Genomic DNA, 14,745 nt, shown 5'->3' on the forward strand with positions numbered 1-14,745 from the left:
ACTACATTTGCCAAGTACAAAAATGCAAACAGTGTTGTTTACGCCAATTTCTCTTAAACAAATCTCAAAAAAACCTTTCTATTATTAGGCTCAACAGTTAAACAAAAGTTTACTGAAAAAGAAAAAGCAGATTGTAACAAACACCGTTATTTTGATACTTATATTTTAAATCAATTCTACCACTGCATGTTAGTAATTAAGGACCTTAATAAATCATACGACACCGGAAAAAGCAAGCTTCATGTTCTGAAAGGAATAAACCTTACTATTGGCGAAGGTGAGTTTGTTTCCATCATGGGAAGTTCGGGTTCTGGGAAATCTACATTGCTGAATATCATTGGTATTTTAGATGAAAAAGATTCCGGAGTTTACGATCTTGATGGGATTCCGATCGAGCATTTATCAGAAATCAAAGCTGCAGAATACAGAAGTAAATTTTTAGGATTTATTTTTCAGTCATTTAATTTGATCGGCTACAAAAATGCTTTGGAAAATGTTGCACTTCCACTTTATTACCAGGATGTTCCCCGAAAAGAACGGAACAAAAGAGCAATGGAATATCTTGACAAAGTTGGACTTGCAGATTGGGCGACCCACATGCCGAATGAACTTTCAGGTGGACAAAAACAAAGAGTTGCGATTGCGAGAGCATTAATTACAGATCCGAAAGTTATTCTTGCCGATGAGCCGACCGGAGCGTTAGATTCAAAAACAACGTACGATATTATGAAATTGCTGCAGGAAATTAATAACAACGGAAAAACGATCATCGTTGTAACTCATGAACCTGATGTCGCTGCAGAAACCAAAAGAAATGTCATTTTAAAAGATGGAATTATAGAAAGTGATGAATTTATCACCCAAAGAATTTTAGCTTAAAAGGCCTTTAATAAGAATTAGAAATCAATAAAAAAATATGTTTGATCTTGACCGTTGGAGAGAAATTTTTGAGTCTATTCGCAGTAATATATTGCGAACAGTGCTTTCGGGTTTCACTGTGGCTTTAGGTCTTTACATTTTTATAGTTTTATTTGGCATTGGAAATGGGTTAAAAAATGCATTTACAGAAGGTTTTGCGAGAGATGCCTCCAATTTAATCTCCATTTCTACCGGGAAAACGACCATCGCATTTAATGGATTGCAAACCGACCGAAAAGTTACCTTACAGAATAAAGATTTTGACAACATAAAAAAAGAAGATCCCGACAAAATAGAATATTCTTCCGGCAGATATACTTCAAATATGCTCGTAAAATACGGTAAGGAAAGTGGATCTTATCAGGTAAATGGCGCAGATCCTGCCGAACCTTACATTGAAAGCAGAACTGTTTTAGATGGTCGATATATCAATAATGCAGATATCGACAAGAAGCAAAATGTTGCAGTAATTGGTAGAATGGTTCAACGCGATCTCATCAAAAACGGAAGTGCGGTCGGAAAAGACTTAGACCTGAATGGAACAATGTTTAAAGTGATCGGTGTTTTTTCTGATGATGGCGGCGATCAGGATGAAAGAATGATAAGCGTGCCTATTTCTACGTTGCAGCAGTTAAAAAAAGGTTCTGATACACTAAGTAGAATTTTCATCACCTACAACCAGAATTTAACTCCAGCTGAAGCAATTAAATACAGTGACAAATTAGAAAAAGATCTAAAAAAAAATCTTCAGGTTTCTCCGGATGATGAAAATGCAGTTCGTGTAAATAATAATGCGAAAAACATGGAAAAGACTTTTCAGTTTCTGCTCATCATTACACTGATTGTTGGTTTCATTGGTTTGGGAACTTTATTAGCCGGGATCATTGGGATCAGCAATATCATGGTTTACATTGTGAAAGAAAGAACGCGAGAAATCGGCGTTAGAAAAGCAATTGGTGCAAAACCCAACGCGATCGTAGCCTTAATTATTCAGGAAAGTGTTGTTATTACAGTTATTTCCGGAATTATCGGTGTCGCATTGGGAGTTCTAACTTTGACATTAATAGGAGATAGTTTAGAAAAATATTTTATAATGGCTCCATCAGTTGGTTGGGGTCTAATCGCTGTCGCTTTTGTATGTTTGGTCATTGCCGGATTAATTTCCGGATTTGTCCCTGCGTACAGAGCCAGTAAAATAAAACCGATTGAAGCATTGAGAAGCGACTAGTCAAGTTTGAATAGTGAATGAGTGATTGGTGATTGGTGAATGGTGAATGGTGAATGGTGAATGGTGAATGGTGAATTTTAAAATAATGAAATATGTTTTTAAATCTTAATCATTACAATTTAGAAGTTTATAAAGAAGCAAAGAAATTTTGGAAAGCTTGTTATCAATTAATTCTGAAACTTCCGGCGAGCGAAAAGTATAATTTGATTGATCAGATAAGAAGAGCTTCAACTTCAGTTTTATTAAATTTATCTGAAGGATCCTCAAGAAAATCGCAATTTGAACGAAATCGTTATTATGAAATTTCCAGAGGTTCAATTATTGAAATTGTTTCGTGCTTAGATATTATTTTTGAAGAAAACTGGCTCACTATGGAGGAATTAGAGCAAGTTGGAAAACCATTAAAAACGACATTTATATTATTATCAAAGTTGATTAATGCGGGAAAACTATAAGGAATAGTGAATAGTGAATAATCCACAAAAAGAAATTAACCAGCAAAGCAAAATTGACTCGAAGAAATTAACCGGCGTAGCCGACTTGACTTGAAAAAATTGACTTAAAAAATTATGAACATTATATTCAAACTCGATACCTGGCAAGAAATTTATCATTCTTTACAGAATAATAAACTTCGAACTTTTCTCACCATGATCGGTGTTGGATGGGGCATGTTTCTTTTTGTAGCACTTCTTGGTGCAGCAAAAGGAATGGAAAACGGTTTTGATAAAGCGTTTGCAGGTTTTGCGACGAATTCTATTTTCCTTTGGGCACAAAATACTACGATTCCTTATGATGGTTTTCCGAAAGGAAGAAAGATGGCTTTACATTTACCCGACATTCAGGTTTTACAGAAAAAAATACCTCAAATAGATTACATTTCTCCTCAATCTACGCGTGGAAATTTTGGAAGTCCGGGCGAACTTTTTTCTCGAAACGGCAAAAATGAAACTTACACTTTAAATGGAGATTTTCCTGTAGGAAATAAAATCTCAGAAAAAAAATTAATTTTCGGAAGGTACATTAACGATGCAGACATCAGTGGGAATAAAAATGTGATCGTCATCGGTGAAGAAATTTATAAAAACTTTTTCGATGCAAAGAAAAATGAAAATCCTCTTGGAAAATCGGTAACTGTAAAAGGTCTGTTTTTCAATGTTATTGGTGTTTTCCGCGTTCAGCAGCAAGGTGGAAATATGGGAAGCGATAACTCAGCGTATATTCCGTTCAGCACTTTTACCAAAATGTACAACGACGGCGACAAGGTTGGATTTTTTGCAATTGTTGGTAAAAATGATGTAGATTTAAATGTTCTGGAAAATACGGTAAAGACCGAACTCAAAGCAAAATACAACGTTTCTCCAGATGATACCAATGCTTTTGGAAGCTTCAACTTAGGAAAACTGTTTGGCAAACTCACCGGCTTTTTGACCGGCATGCAACTTTTAACGATTGTCGTTGGAACATTAACCATTTTGGCCGGAGTTATTGCCATCTCAAATATCCTCCTGATCACCGTAAAAGAGCGGACAAATGAAATAGGAATTCGACGGGCTTTAGGTGCGAAACCTGCAGAAGTCCGCAATCAGATCTTATTAGAAAGCGTCGTCATCACGATAACATCAGGACTTCTCGGATTTATTTTTGGGATCTTTCTGCTCATGATTTTGAATGCTTTAACGGAAGGGCAAGATGCATTTCCATTTTATAACCCGACCGTGAATTACGGAGAAGTATTTGCCGCGATGGGCGTGATGGTTTTCTTGGGCCTCTTAATTGGAATGATTCCCGCACAAAGAGCCGTATCCATTCGACCGATCGAAGCTTTGAGAACAGAATAAATTTAGAAAAAAACGATAGAAAAAATTGATATGAAATCGCATTTCAAAAATCTCGACAGGAAACTGAGATGAAGATTGGCGATAACATAAAAGCATCAAAAAGATTAAAAACTAATTATGAAAAAGAAATTCACCGTAAAAAAAGTTATTTATATCATCTTAGGACTCGTCTTTTTAGTAGGACTAGTGATGGGAGTTAGATATCTCATCAATTCAAATTCCAAGAAAAGCGACCTGTTTCTGACGAAAAAAGGCGTTGTTCAAAATATGGACGATAAAGTTCTGGCGACCGGAAAAATTGTACCGCGGGAAGAAATCGAGATCAAACCCAATATCTCTGGGATCATCGATAAAATTTTGGTAAAAGAAGGGGATCATGTTACTGCAGGACAACTTGTGGCGACCATTAGAATTGTACCAACTGTTCAAAATATCAACGCTGCACAACAGGACATTAACAATGCTAATTTGCAAATCAGCAATTCAAAAATAAACGTTGATACGCAACAGAAGCAATTCGCGATGCAACAGCGTTTATATACGCAAGGTGTGATTTCTAAACAGGAATATATTTCTGCACAACAATCTTTGCAATCGACGCAGCAGGTTTTGAGAAACTCCACGCAACAATTGCAAACCGCTCAAAAAAATCTTCAAATTGCAAAAACTGGAACAACACCAGAACTGGCAAGTTTGGCAACGACTCAGATTCGTTCGAAAGCGACAGGAACCGTTTTAGAAGTTCCTGTAAAAGTTGGAAGCCAGGTTATTGAAGCCAACTCCTTTAATGCAGGAACCACCATTTGCTCCATCGCAGATCTAAATTCTTTAATTTTTCAAGGGACTATTGACGAAGCTCAAGCGGGAAAACTGAAAGAAGGAATGGATATGAACGTGGTCATCGGAGCTTTGCAAAACAAAAGTTTCCGCGGACGTGTTACCATGATCGCGCCGAAAGGAAAAGATGAAAGTGGAACAATTAAATTCCCGATTGAAGGAGATGTTTTCAATGAAACTCATGAATATATCAGAGCAGGATTTTCTGCAAATGGAGAAATCATCTTGAGTTCTCAGAAAAATGCGCTTCTTTTGGATGAAGCTTTGATTCAGTATGAAAAAGTAAAAGGAGAAGACAAACCTTTCGTAGAAGTGAAACAACCCGATGGAAGTTTCAAAAAAACGTATGTGAAATTAGGAGCTTCTGATGGTATTAACGTTCAGATCCTTTCCGGAATCACGAAAGATTCTGAAGTGAAAGTCTGGAATCCGTCTGATAAAGATAAAGAAGCTTTGAAGGAAAAGAAAGGCAAATAAGAAATTATCACGCTTTACAATATAGATCATCCCGAAATTTTTCGGGATTTTTTATTTAAATTTCTTAAAGAGCAAAGTCACATTAAGAAAAAGCAATAGCAGATCTAGAGTGATCCAGATCGCAGTTTTCATATTTTCAAATTTTAGATCTGCGACCAGCGTTTTCGAGATTTCTGAGAGTTTTACGCTTTGATTGATGTAGTTGTGAATTTCAATGATCTGGTCTTCATTCTTGTTAGGAACGGAATGCTGGGAGAAATAAACCATATTTTTTTTACCCATAAAACCTGCGATCCAGAACTCATCAGAAAATTTCATATCTAAATGATCAATCCGAAAAAAATTGGTTCTGATCGTTCCAACATGGCGCGTTTCGTATTTTACATCTGCCTGTTTATCAGTGTTTACTTTGACAAGATAAAAATCTAAAGGAAGCGGTAAATTATTAATGACCTGCACTGTTAAAGAATCAGCACGAAATTGAGTCAAACTTTTGGTTACAAAATAATACGTAAAAAGGGCAACTCCAAAAGTCACAATCGCAATTCGGATCATTTTTACCCAGATCTTTAATTTTCCGTTTTTAAAAATGGAAATAAAAAGACCAAAGCAGAGGAATAGAAAAAGGAGAAAAAACAGGTAAAACATGGTGTAAAGATAAAATAATATTGGAGAGAACGACTTAAATGTTGGGTGTTGGATTTTGTATTCTTAGTACTGAAAAATACTTAAGCTGAAAAAAGACTTTTCCAATAATGTTAAAATCCCTAATTCACATTCCATTCTTTGTCGAATTCCTCTAAAAACTGAAGCATAAATTGATGTCTTTCCAACGCGATCTCTTTTCCTTTTTCTGTGTTCATCATATCTTTTAGGAGCAGCAGTTTTTCGTAAAAATGATTGATCGTCGTACCCTGACTTTTTTTGTATTCCTCTTTCGTCATATCCAACTTTGGCTGAATGTCCGGATGATACATTAAATTATTTTTGAAACCGCCGAAATTAAAAGTTCTCGCAATACCTATGGCTCCAATGGCATCGAGACGATCTGCATCCTGCACAATTTGAAGTTCGATGGGTAAATTCTGAGGAACTTCTCCCCTATTTTTAAAGGAAATGTTTTTGATGATAAATAAAACCTGCTCGATTATTTCAGTAGAAACATGTTGACTTTGCAGAAATTCCTTCGATATTTTTAAAGCTAAAGTTTCGTCGCCATCATGAAATTTGGGATCTGCAATATCATGAAGCAATGCAGAAAGTTCTATCACTTCAAGATTGCCATTTTCCGTTGCAGCGATTTTTTTTGAAAGCTTCCAAACCCTCTCGATATGAAACCAATCATGTCCAGCTTCTGCACCTTCCAATTTTTCTTTTACGAAATCAACTGTATCTTGAATTAAATTTTCGGTCATAAAAAAATCATTATTTATTTTTATAAAATGCCATCAAATACCCATCATCAAGCATCTAACAGATTATTTCTTCACTTCTACAAACTGATACACCATTTCATTTTTCGGATTATAAATGATCGTACTTGCATTCGGGAAACGTTTTACTTTGTAATACTCGATGTTTTTATCATTTTTAATGTCATCTAAAAAACTCAAATCGATAGAATTTGGTGGAAGAAATTTTTCAAAAAAAGTAATTTTTTCAATAATCGACGTACCATCAACTTTTTGAAATTCTTTCTTCGATTGCGCTTCATTGGATGTATGTTGCTCTACCAAAGTACTCAGCAACAAATTTTTATCAGCAGCTTTATATTTAAAAACATAAAATGGAGTTCCATTTGGGAAAGCTACTTTTTTACCAACAATATTTTCAAGTGATAAATTATTTTGATGCGGAAAAATTTGATCAAACTGAATATTTTCAGAGTTGACAATTTTACCTATTTGTTCCGTTACTGATTCCTGGATGGTTTCTTTGGCTTTTTGTTGCGCTTTTTCAGTAGTTTCAGTAACAACGGAAGATATTTTTTCTTCTATTTTATCGCAAGAAATTACGGCAACGGCAATAAAGGAAAGTATGATTAAATTTTTCATTTTTAAAATTTTTATTGAAGGTATTTTATATTAAAATTAATTTTCGCGGTAAGAACTCATTAGTTTATCTAAATTCAAACTTCTTGCAGAAGCATCGAAAATTTCGCGATAAGTTCCTTGTAAACTGACGAGATGATCGTGGGTTCCGCTTTCTACAACTTCTCCTTTTTTCATAACATAAATGATGTCAGAATCTAAAATCTGCGAAAGAGAATGCGAAATGATGACAACTGTTCTTCCTGCTTTTATGGCATCGAGAGAGTTTTTGATTTGTTCAGTCGCGATCGCATCTAAACTTGCAGTCGGTTCATCCAGAAAAATAATGGGTGGATCCTTCAGAAATAATCTTGCAATTGCAATTCGCTGCTGTTGACCACCGGAAAGTTGCGTAGCATCATGTTTATATTGTTGCGGCAAATCGACGATCTGATCGTGAAGATAAGCTTTCTTCGCGGCAACTTCTATTTCTTCAAAAGTCGCACTCATATTTCCGTAGCGAATATTATCTTCAATACTTCCCTGGAAAATGTGATTTTTTTGTAAAACCAAACCAATATCGCTTCGAAGTGAAGTGTTATCAAAATTATTTAGTTCAACATTATCCAAAAGAATTTCTCCTGAATCTGGCAGATAAAATTTACATAAAAGATTAATAACTGTGGATTTTCCAGCGCCGCTTAATCCAACCAAAGCTGTGGTTTTCCCGTTCTCAATGGTCATTGAAACATTGTTCAAAGCTTTTGTACCATTCGGATAAGTGAAATTTACATTTTTAAGTTCAAATTTCCCTTTGATATTTTTTTCAATGAAAGTTCCGTTTGGTTCGGTTTCTTCGTCTGCATTTAAAATATCGAAATATCCTTCTGCATAGATCATGGCATCATTCATATCGTCATATATCCGGTGCAACTGCCGAATTGGCGAGGAAACATTATTAAATAAAAGAATGTGAAGCATGATCGCACCGATCGTCATTTTCTGATCAAGCACCAGATAAACGGTTAGCAAAATAATCATCACGACACCAAACTGCTCAATAAAGGTTTTCAAACCATCATAAATAAAGTTGGTTCTTCGCGTGAACATTTGGCTGTCCATCAATTGCATCTGCAAATCGTACTGTTTTTTGCCTTCAAATTTTTCACGTACAAAACTTTTAATCACCATGATTGAGTTGATCAAATTTAAAAGTCCCGAAGTTTTTTGCTCTCTTTGATTTCTTAAAGTTCGGCGAACTCCAGATAATTTTTTGGCTTGCAGAGAACTGATCACAAAATAAATAGGAACAACAATGGTAGAAACCAAACCCACATATACATTCTGCATATACATGATAATCAACGCGATAAAAGCATTGGAGAACAATGGTAAAATATCGATAAAGAAATTCTGAACCAATTTTGTCAGGCTTTCAATTCCACGATCAATTCTAATCTGAAGTTTGCCTGATTCGTGGTTTTCATCATTAAAATAGGCAACTCTGTACGTCAGAATTTTATCAATGGCTGATTGTGCTAAAACTGAACTCGTATTGATCCGAATTTTTTCGCCATAAAATTTCTGACCAAACTGAATGAAAATATTAAGCAATTCTTTCCCCAGTAAAATCGCAGAAATAAGAATCAGAACATGAATTCCTTCTGCCATAGGATCTGGCAACTGCGTTAATTTGGTTACTTCATCTACCGTATATTTTAAAACCAGCGGATTCACCTGCGCCAATAAAGCCCCAATAAATGTCAGAAACAAAGTCCCATAAATCATCACGCGATACGGCTTTATAAACGGTATCAACTGCTGATAAATATGATAAAGCGTGATGGTTCTGTTAAATGGTTTTGGCATATTTTATCGATCGATCAAGGTTCAAAACCCTGTAAATTTCAATTAAATTGATCCCTCAAAAGGGAACGTGGTCAGATAACGAAGGTCTGAACTGTTTCGCATATTTGCCTCAGATTCAGCGGTGCCTTTACTATAATATTCTCCCAACTCCTGTTTTTGAAACAGAAAAGAATTATTGGCTGTTTTATCAACCACTTCTCTGAAGATATGTTCAATTTCTGAATTTGATAAGGAGGCAAAACTGATATCTTCGAAACCATAAAGAAGTCTCAAATTGTCAACGCCTGCAAAATTGCGGTCTACATAATCCTGAAACTGAAGTTTAGAATCAAAATTTCCGGCCCAGATATTATAGACTAAAGATTTCTTTTTAGGTTTATTTAAAATATCCTGATACACAAAATTTTCTCCCAAATAGGCGTCACGAACCTGTGGATCATTTGCCAGATCATGTGGAAGTCCCTCTTTTAGAATTCTTCCTTCGAACATGATATAAGTTTTATGAGTGATTGCCAAAGTTTGCTGAACATTGTGATCGGTAATTAAAATCCCAATATTCTTATCGACCAAACTTCTTACAATTTTCTGAATATCTTCTACTGCGATTGGATCTACTCCCGCAAAAGGCTCATCTAACAAAATAAAATTCGGACTTGTAGCGAGACAACGTGCGATCTCAGTTCTTCTCCTTTCCCCACCAGAAAGTAAATCTCCACGATTTTTACGAACATGCTCCAAAGAAAATTCTTCGATAAGTTCATCTCGCTTTCTTTCCTGTTCATGTTTGGTAAGCTTAGTCAATTGTAGAACGCCCAAAATATTATCTTCTACCGAAAGCTTGCGAAAAACTGATGCTTCCTGCGCCAGATAACCGATTCCTTTCTGCGCACGACGATACATTGCATCGTTTGTAATCTCTTTGTCATCGAGAAAAATTTTACCAGAAGTTGGTTTTACCAAGCCAACAATCATGTAGAAACAAGTAGTTTTTCCGGCACCGTTTGGACCCAGAAGTCCTACGATTTCTCCTTGTCTGACTTCGATTGTCACGCCTTTTACAACTTTTTTCGGTCCGTACTCTTTAATTAAATTTTCTCCGCGTAGAATCATGTGGCAAATATATCATTTTTGTTCGAAAGTTCGATTGATTGATGATGTCTTATCCAAAGCTGTTCCATTCTTTCGATAGGTCATTTCCCACAAAAAATCTTATCTTCGCTTCTGTAAATTTCTATCAATTTTGAGCCTTAAAGAAAAAGTTTTTTCACAACTTATTAAAGATAATCAAGGTCTGATTATCAAGGTTTCCCGGCTTTATACAAATTCGCTGGAAGATGAGCAGGATTTATTTCAGGAAATCGTGTTACAACTTTGGCGTTCTTACGACACATTCAAAGGAAACTCCAAGATCTCAACGTGGATGTACAGAGTTGCATTAAATACTGCCATTACCCTTTTCCGAAAAAAAACCAAATCACCGCAAACTGATGAATTGATGGATTTTCATTATGCGGATTTTATAGAAGATGACGATGAAAAGCAGTTGCAGATTTCCTTACTCTATAAAGTGGTGAAAATGCTACCGAACGTAGAAAGAGCAATTGTAATGATGTATTTAGATGATCTGCCTTACCGCGATATTTCAGAAAATTTAGGGATTACAGAAGTAAATGCGCGGGTGAAAATGAACCGGCTAAAAAAAACACTAAAAGAACTAATGGAAAAGCATGCCTAAATTTGATATCGATAATTTCAAAAAAACCTGGCAGGAACACGAAATTCAGCCAAAATACAACAGCGATGAAATACGGTCGATGCTGAATAAATCTTCACGAAATTATGTGAAATATATTCTGGCCATAAGTATTGCCGAATTTTTGGTCATTTTGGGTATGAATTTTTACTATCTTTTTCTGGGCGATGACACCAACAGTTACCTGAATATTTTAGAAAAACTCGGTGTGAAAAACAATGAGAATCTGGTTGCTAATTTGTCCCATCTTTATTTTGGGTTAAAGGTGATCAGTCTGGCTTTGACGGCATTTTTCGTTATTAAATTTTATCAAAATTATAAGCATATCAAAATTGAATCGAACCTGACAAAATTGATTCTTCAGATCATTAAATTCAAAAACACGGTCAACTATTTTATTCTTGCGAACGTATTTTTGATCGTTTTGTACACCATTGTTCTGGGAATCTTTACATCCTGGGCATTATCAAACCAAAATATTGAACTTACTCATCCAACCTTGATCGGATTCTATGTTGGTCTTCTTCTGATGATGGTTTTGAGTGTAGTGTTGATCTGGATTTACTACAGAATTGTGTACGGAATAATTCTTAAAAAATTAGGTAAAAACTTGGAAGAACTGCAGAAAATAGAAATCGAACAAGCATAAAAAAAGGTCACTTTTCGGTGACCTTTTTCGTTAGAGTTCTTTTCGTAATCTTGCAACCGGAATACTGAGCTGTTCCCGATATTTTGCAATGGTTCGTCTTGCAATGTTATATCCTTTTTCTTTCAACAAAACAACCAAAGCGTCATCTGTTAAAGGCTTTCTCTTATTTTCTGCATTGATGATATCCATCAAATGATTCTTAATTTCTTTCGTAGAAACTTCTTCACCATCATCATTGGTCAATGAATCTGAGAAGAGATTTTTTAAATAAACGATCCCATTTGGAGTATCTGCATATTTGCTTTTTACTACTCGAGAAATTGTAGAGATATCAAAACCCGTAATATCGGCAACATCCTTTAAAATCATTGGTTTTAGCGATTTTTCATCACCTGTAATGAAATAATTTTTCTGTAGTTTCACGATGGCAGAAATCGTTTGAAGCAAAGTATTCTGTCTTTGGTTAATCGCATCGATATACCATTTTGCAGCATCTAATTTTTGCTTGATGAAAAGCGCTGCCTGTTTATGTTCTGCAGATTTTTTATCGTGAGAATAAGTGGTCAAGATATCTTTGTACTCATCTGAAACACGCAAAGACGGTGCGTTTTTGCTATTCAAAGTTGGATGAACATCTACTCCTTTTTCACCATTATCTTTTACATGAATTACAAAATCCGGTATGATTTCCTGGTTAATGGTGATCGTCTGAGTATCGAAATTTCCACCAACTTTTGGGGATAGTTTTGAAATCACTTCCAAAGCATCTTTCAGATCTTCTTCCTCGATATCGTATTTCTGGATGATTTTATTGTAATGCTTATTTGTCAATGCATCGAATTGATTTCTGAGGATATTTGCAGCTAAAATAACGGCTTTATCAGCACTTACTTTTTTCTCTATTTGCAACAGAAGACATTCCTGTAAACCTCTTGCGCCAACTCCTGAAGGATCCAGTTTTTGAACGTAATTCTCCAATATATCTTCCGCTTTTTCTTTCGTGGTGTAAACTCCCAGAGAAAACGCCAAATCGTCAACGATCTGTTTCACTTCTCTTCGAAGATATCCGTCGTTATCAAGGTTTCCGATGATATATTCTGCAATTTTCAGATCATCACCATCAATATTGATCAAACGGATCTGCTCCAAAAGGTAATCGTAGAGCGATTGTCCTTCTGTTAAGAGCGACTGATTGTCAAATTCTTCATCGTCTGCCGAATAATTGTTAGAACTGGTTTTATAAGCCGGTTCATCATCAAAAATATATTCATTTACATCGAAATCTGTGTTGATGCTGTCTGTACCTTCATCTTCATACGTTTCATCAAGAGAGGAATATTCTTCTTCTTTTGATTCTTCCGCTTTTTCCAAGGCCGGATTTTCTTCTAATTCGCGTTCTAATTCTTCCTCAAATTCTAAGGTGTGAAGCTGGATCAACTTCATCAACTGAATTTGTTGCGGTGCCAATTTCTGGCCGAGTCGCATTTGAAGGTTTTGTTTTAACATATTTTGATGCTATCTCTATTTTTAATGGAAAAAATATTGTTTCTAAAATCTAAAAGTACTGAATTTTTATTAAAACTCCGCAGTATGAGGCGTTCTTGGGAAAGGAATTACATCTCGAATATTCGTCATTCCTGTTACAAAAAGCACCAATCTTTCTAAACCGAGACCGAAACCAGCATGAGGAACTGAACCAAATTTTCGCGTATCTAAATACCACCAAAGCTCGTGTTCATCAACATTCATCGCTTTCATTTTGGCAGTAAGAACATCAAACTTATCTTCTCTTTGTGAACCACCGATGATCTCACCGATTCCCGGGAATAAAACATCCATTGCGGCAACCGTTTTACCATCTTCATTCAGTTTCATATAAAAAGCTTTGATCTCTTTTGGATAATCAAAAAGAACAACCGGACATTCAAAATGCTTTTCTACCAAGAAACGTTCGTGCTCACTTTGCAGATCTGCACCCCATTCTTCGATTGGAAACTGGAATTTTCCTTTTTTATTTTCTTTTGAATTTTTCAAGATATCAATCGCTTCCGTGTAAGAAACTCTTTTGAATCTTTTCTCGAGAACATTCTGTAATTTCTCTATCAAACCTTCAGAAGCTCTGTCTTTTTCAGGTTTTTGTTTTTGTTCTTCTGCAAATCTTTTGTCCAGAAAGTCCAGATCATCTTTGCAGTTTTCTAAAACATAATTGATGACGTATTTTAAGAAATCTTCGGCCAGATCGATATTGTCTTCTAAATTATTGAAGGCAACTTCAGGTTCTACCATCCAGAATTCTGCGAGGTGACGTGTTGTATTCGAATTTTCTGCACGGAAAGTTGGTCCGAAAGTATAAACTCTTCCCAATCCCATCATTGCAGTTTCTACGTTGAGCTGTCCGGAAACAGTTAAGTTGGTTTTCTTACCAAAAAAATCCTGCTCAAAATCGATGTCCCCGTTTTCATCACGCGGAATATTATTGAGATCGAAGTTTGTCACGCCAAACATTTCTCCGGCTCCTTCTGCATCTGCACCGGTAATTATCGGCGTATTCATGTAGAAGAATTGGTTTTGATTAAAGAACTGGTGAATCGCAAAACTCACAGAACTTCGCACTCTAAAAACAGCACTAAATAAATTCGTACGGAAACGCAAATGCGCCTGTTCGCGTAAAAGTTCCAAGGAATGTTTCTTTGGTTGAAGGATCGTTTTGTCTCTTTCTTCCGTAAAGTTATCTCCTAAGATGATTATTTTTTTCGCAATAATTTCGATGCTTTGTCCAGCTCCCTGACTTTCTACAACTTCACCTACTATTTTCAGAGAGGCCGCATTGCTGATATTCTTAATAATATTTTCATCAAATTGTTCAAAATCGACCACGATTTGTAAATTATTGATGGTTGAGCCGTCATTCAAAGCGATAAAACGATTGGAACGAAATGCTCTAACCCAACCTTGAACGGTAATGTCGTGATGAAGTATTTTTTTATAATCTGAAAGTAATTCTTTAATGGTTGTTCTCATTTCCTGACAGTGCTTTTTTTAATGTAAAATGTAGAATTATGGTCAAAATTTTTCCATAATCAATAGATGCAAACTTACTAAAAATTGGCGTAATTTTTGATGCAGGGAAAAAAAATTTTAGA

The 14,745-nt window shown here is 35.6% G+C and carries 13 protein-coding genes and 1 pseudogene; 7 read left to right on the plus strand and 7 right to left on the minus strand.

Translation table 11 applies throughout. The features are described from left to right. Positions 1-186: 186 nt before the first annotated feature. From OA86_RS08065 to OA86_RS08085, 5 genes are all read left to right on the plus strand, one after another. A complete protein-coding gene (locus OA86_RS08065; RefSeq protein ID WP_039351535.1) occupies positions 187-879 on the plus strand; it encodes an ABC transporter ATP-binding protein in 693 nt (230 codons plus the stop codon). Positions 880-916: 37 nt separating this feature from the next. Then, positions 917-2,146: an ABC transporter permease gene (locus tag OA86_RS08070; protein ID WP_039351537.1), complete on the plus strand. Its 1,230-nt coding sequence runs from the start codon at positions 917-919 to the stop codon at positions 2,144-2,146. A 92-nt stretch (positions 2,147-2,238) separates the two neighbouring features. Next, positions 2,239-2,601 (plus strand): four helix bundle protein, encoded by a 363-nt coding sequence (locus OA86_RS08075; protein ID WP_039351539.1) that lies wholly within the window; start codon positions 2,239-2,241, stop codon positions 2,599-2,601. A gap of 114 nt (positions 2,602-2,715) precedes the next feature. Then, positions 2,716-3,987 carry an ABC transporter permease gene (locus OA86_RS08080; protein ID WP_039351542.1) on the plus strand — a complete coding sequence of 424 codons (1,272 nt, stop codon included), beginning with the start codon at positions 2,716-2,718 and terminating at the stop codon, positions 3,985-3,987. A 117-nt stretch (positions 3,988-4,104) separates the two neighbouring features. Then, a complete protein-coding gene (locus tag OA86_RS08085) occupies positions 4,105-5,301 on the plus strand; it encodes an efflux RND transporter periplasmic adaptor subunit (protein WP_039351544.1) in 1,197 nt (398 codons plus the stop codon). Between the two features lie 51 nt (positions 5,302-5,352). On the opposite strand, the gene OA86_RS08090 is transcribed toward OA86_RS08085, so the two are convergent. From OA86_RS08090 to lptB, 5 genes and pseudogenes are all read right to left on the minus strand, one after another. Then, positions 5,353-5,856 (minus strand): hypothetical protein, encoded by a 504-nt coding sequence (locus tag OA86_RS08090; protein WP_052257460.1) that lies wholly within the window; start codon positions 5,854-5,856, stop codon positions 5,353-5,355. Between the two features lie 212 nt (positions 5,857-6,068). Continuing rightward, positions 6,069-6,716: an HD domain-containing protein gene (locus tag OA86_RS08095; protein ID WP_039351548.1), complete on the minus strand. Its 648-nt coding sequence runs from the start codon at positions 6,714-6,716 to the stop codon at positions 6,069-6,071. A gap of 63 nt (positions 6,717-6,779) precedes the next feature. Beyond that, on the minus strand, positions 6,780-7,355 hold the full coding sequence (locus OA86_RS08100) for a hypothetical protein (RefSeq protein ID WP_039351550.1): 576 nt from the start codon (positions 7,353-7,355) through the stop codon (positions 6,780-6,782). Positions 7,356-7,391: 36 nt separating this feature from the next. Beyond that, positions 7,392-9,119 (minus strand): ABC transporter ATP-binding protein, encoded by a 1,728-nt coding sequence (locus tag OA86_RS08105; RefSeq protein ID WP_082017313.1) that lies wholly within the window; start codon positions 9,117-9,119, stop codon positions 7,392-7,394. Positions 9,120-9,584: 465 nt separating this feature from the next. Continuing rightward, positions 9,585-10,310 (minus strand): annotated as a pseudogene (gene lptB / locus OA86_RS08110) (LPS export ABC transporter ATP-binding protein); the annotation flags it as partial. 130 nt (positions 10,311-10,440) lie between these two features. Here lptB and OA86_RS08115 point away from each other — a divergent pair. Both OA86_RS08115 and OA86_RS08120 read left to right on the plus strand, forming a co-directional pair. Then, positions 10,441-10,935 (plus strand): RNA polymerase sigma factor, encoded by a 495-nt coding sequence (locus OA86_RS08115; RefSeq protein WP_039351552.1) that lies wholly within the window; start codon positions 10,441-10,443, stop codon positions 10,933-10,935. After that, on the plus strand, positions 10,928-11,602 hold the full coding sequence (locus OA86_RS08120) for a DUF8845 family protein (protein WP_039351553.1): 675 nt from the start codon (positions 10,928-10,930) through the stop codon (positions 11,600-11,602). Before OA86_RS08115 ends, OA86_RS08120 begins: the two co-directional genes overlap by 8 nt. 30 nt (positions 11,603-11,632) lie before the next feature. Here the strand turns inward: OA86_RS08120 and rpoN are convergent, their stop codons facing one another. Together rpoN and asnS are read right to left on the minus strand one after the other, a co-directional pair. Further along, complete coding sequence (gene rpoN, locus OA86_RS08125; RefSeq protein ID WP_039351555.1) at positions 11,633-13,108, minus strand: RNA polymerase factor sigma-54; 1,476 nt, start codon at positions 13,106-13,108, stop codon at positions 11,633-11,635. Positions 13,109-13,177: 69 nt separating this feature from the next. Then, the gene (asnS, locus tag OA86_RS08130) at positions 13,178-14,623 is read right to left on the minus strand and encodes an asparagine--tRNA ligase (RefSeq protein WP_039351557.1); all 1,446 of its coding nucleotides are present in this window, start codon (positions 14,621-14,623) and stop codon (positions 13,178-13,180) included. Positions 14,624-14,745: the final 122 nt, after the last annotated feature.

The organism is Kaistella jeonii, from assembly GCF_000812865.1.
Lineage (GTDB): Bacteria > Bacteroidota > Bacteroidia > Flavobacteriales > Weeksellaceae > Kaistella > Kaistella jeonii.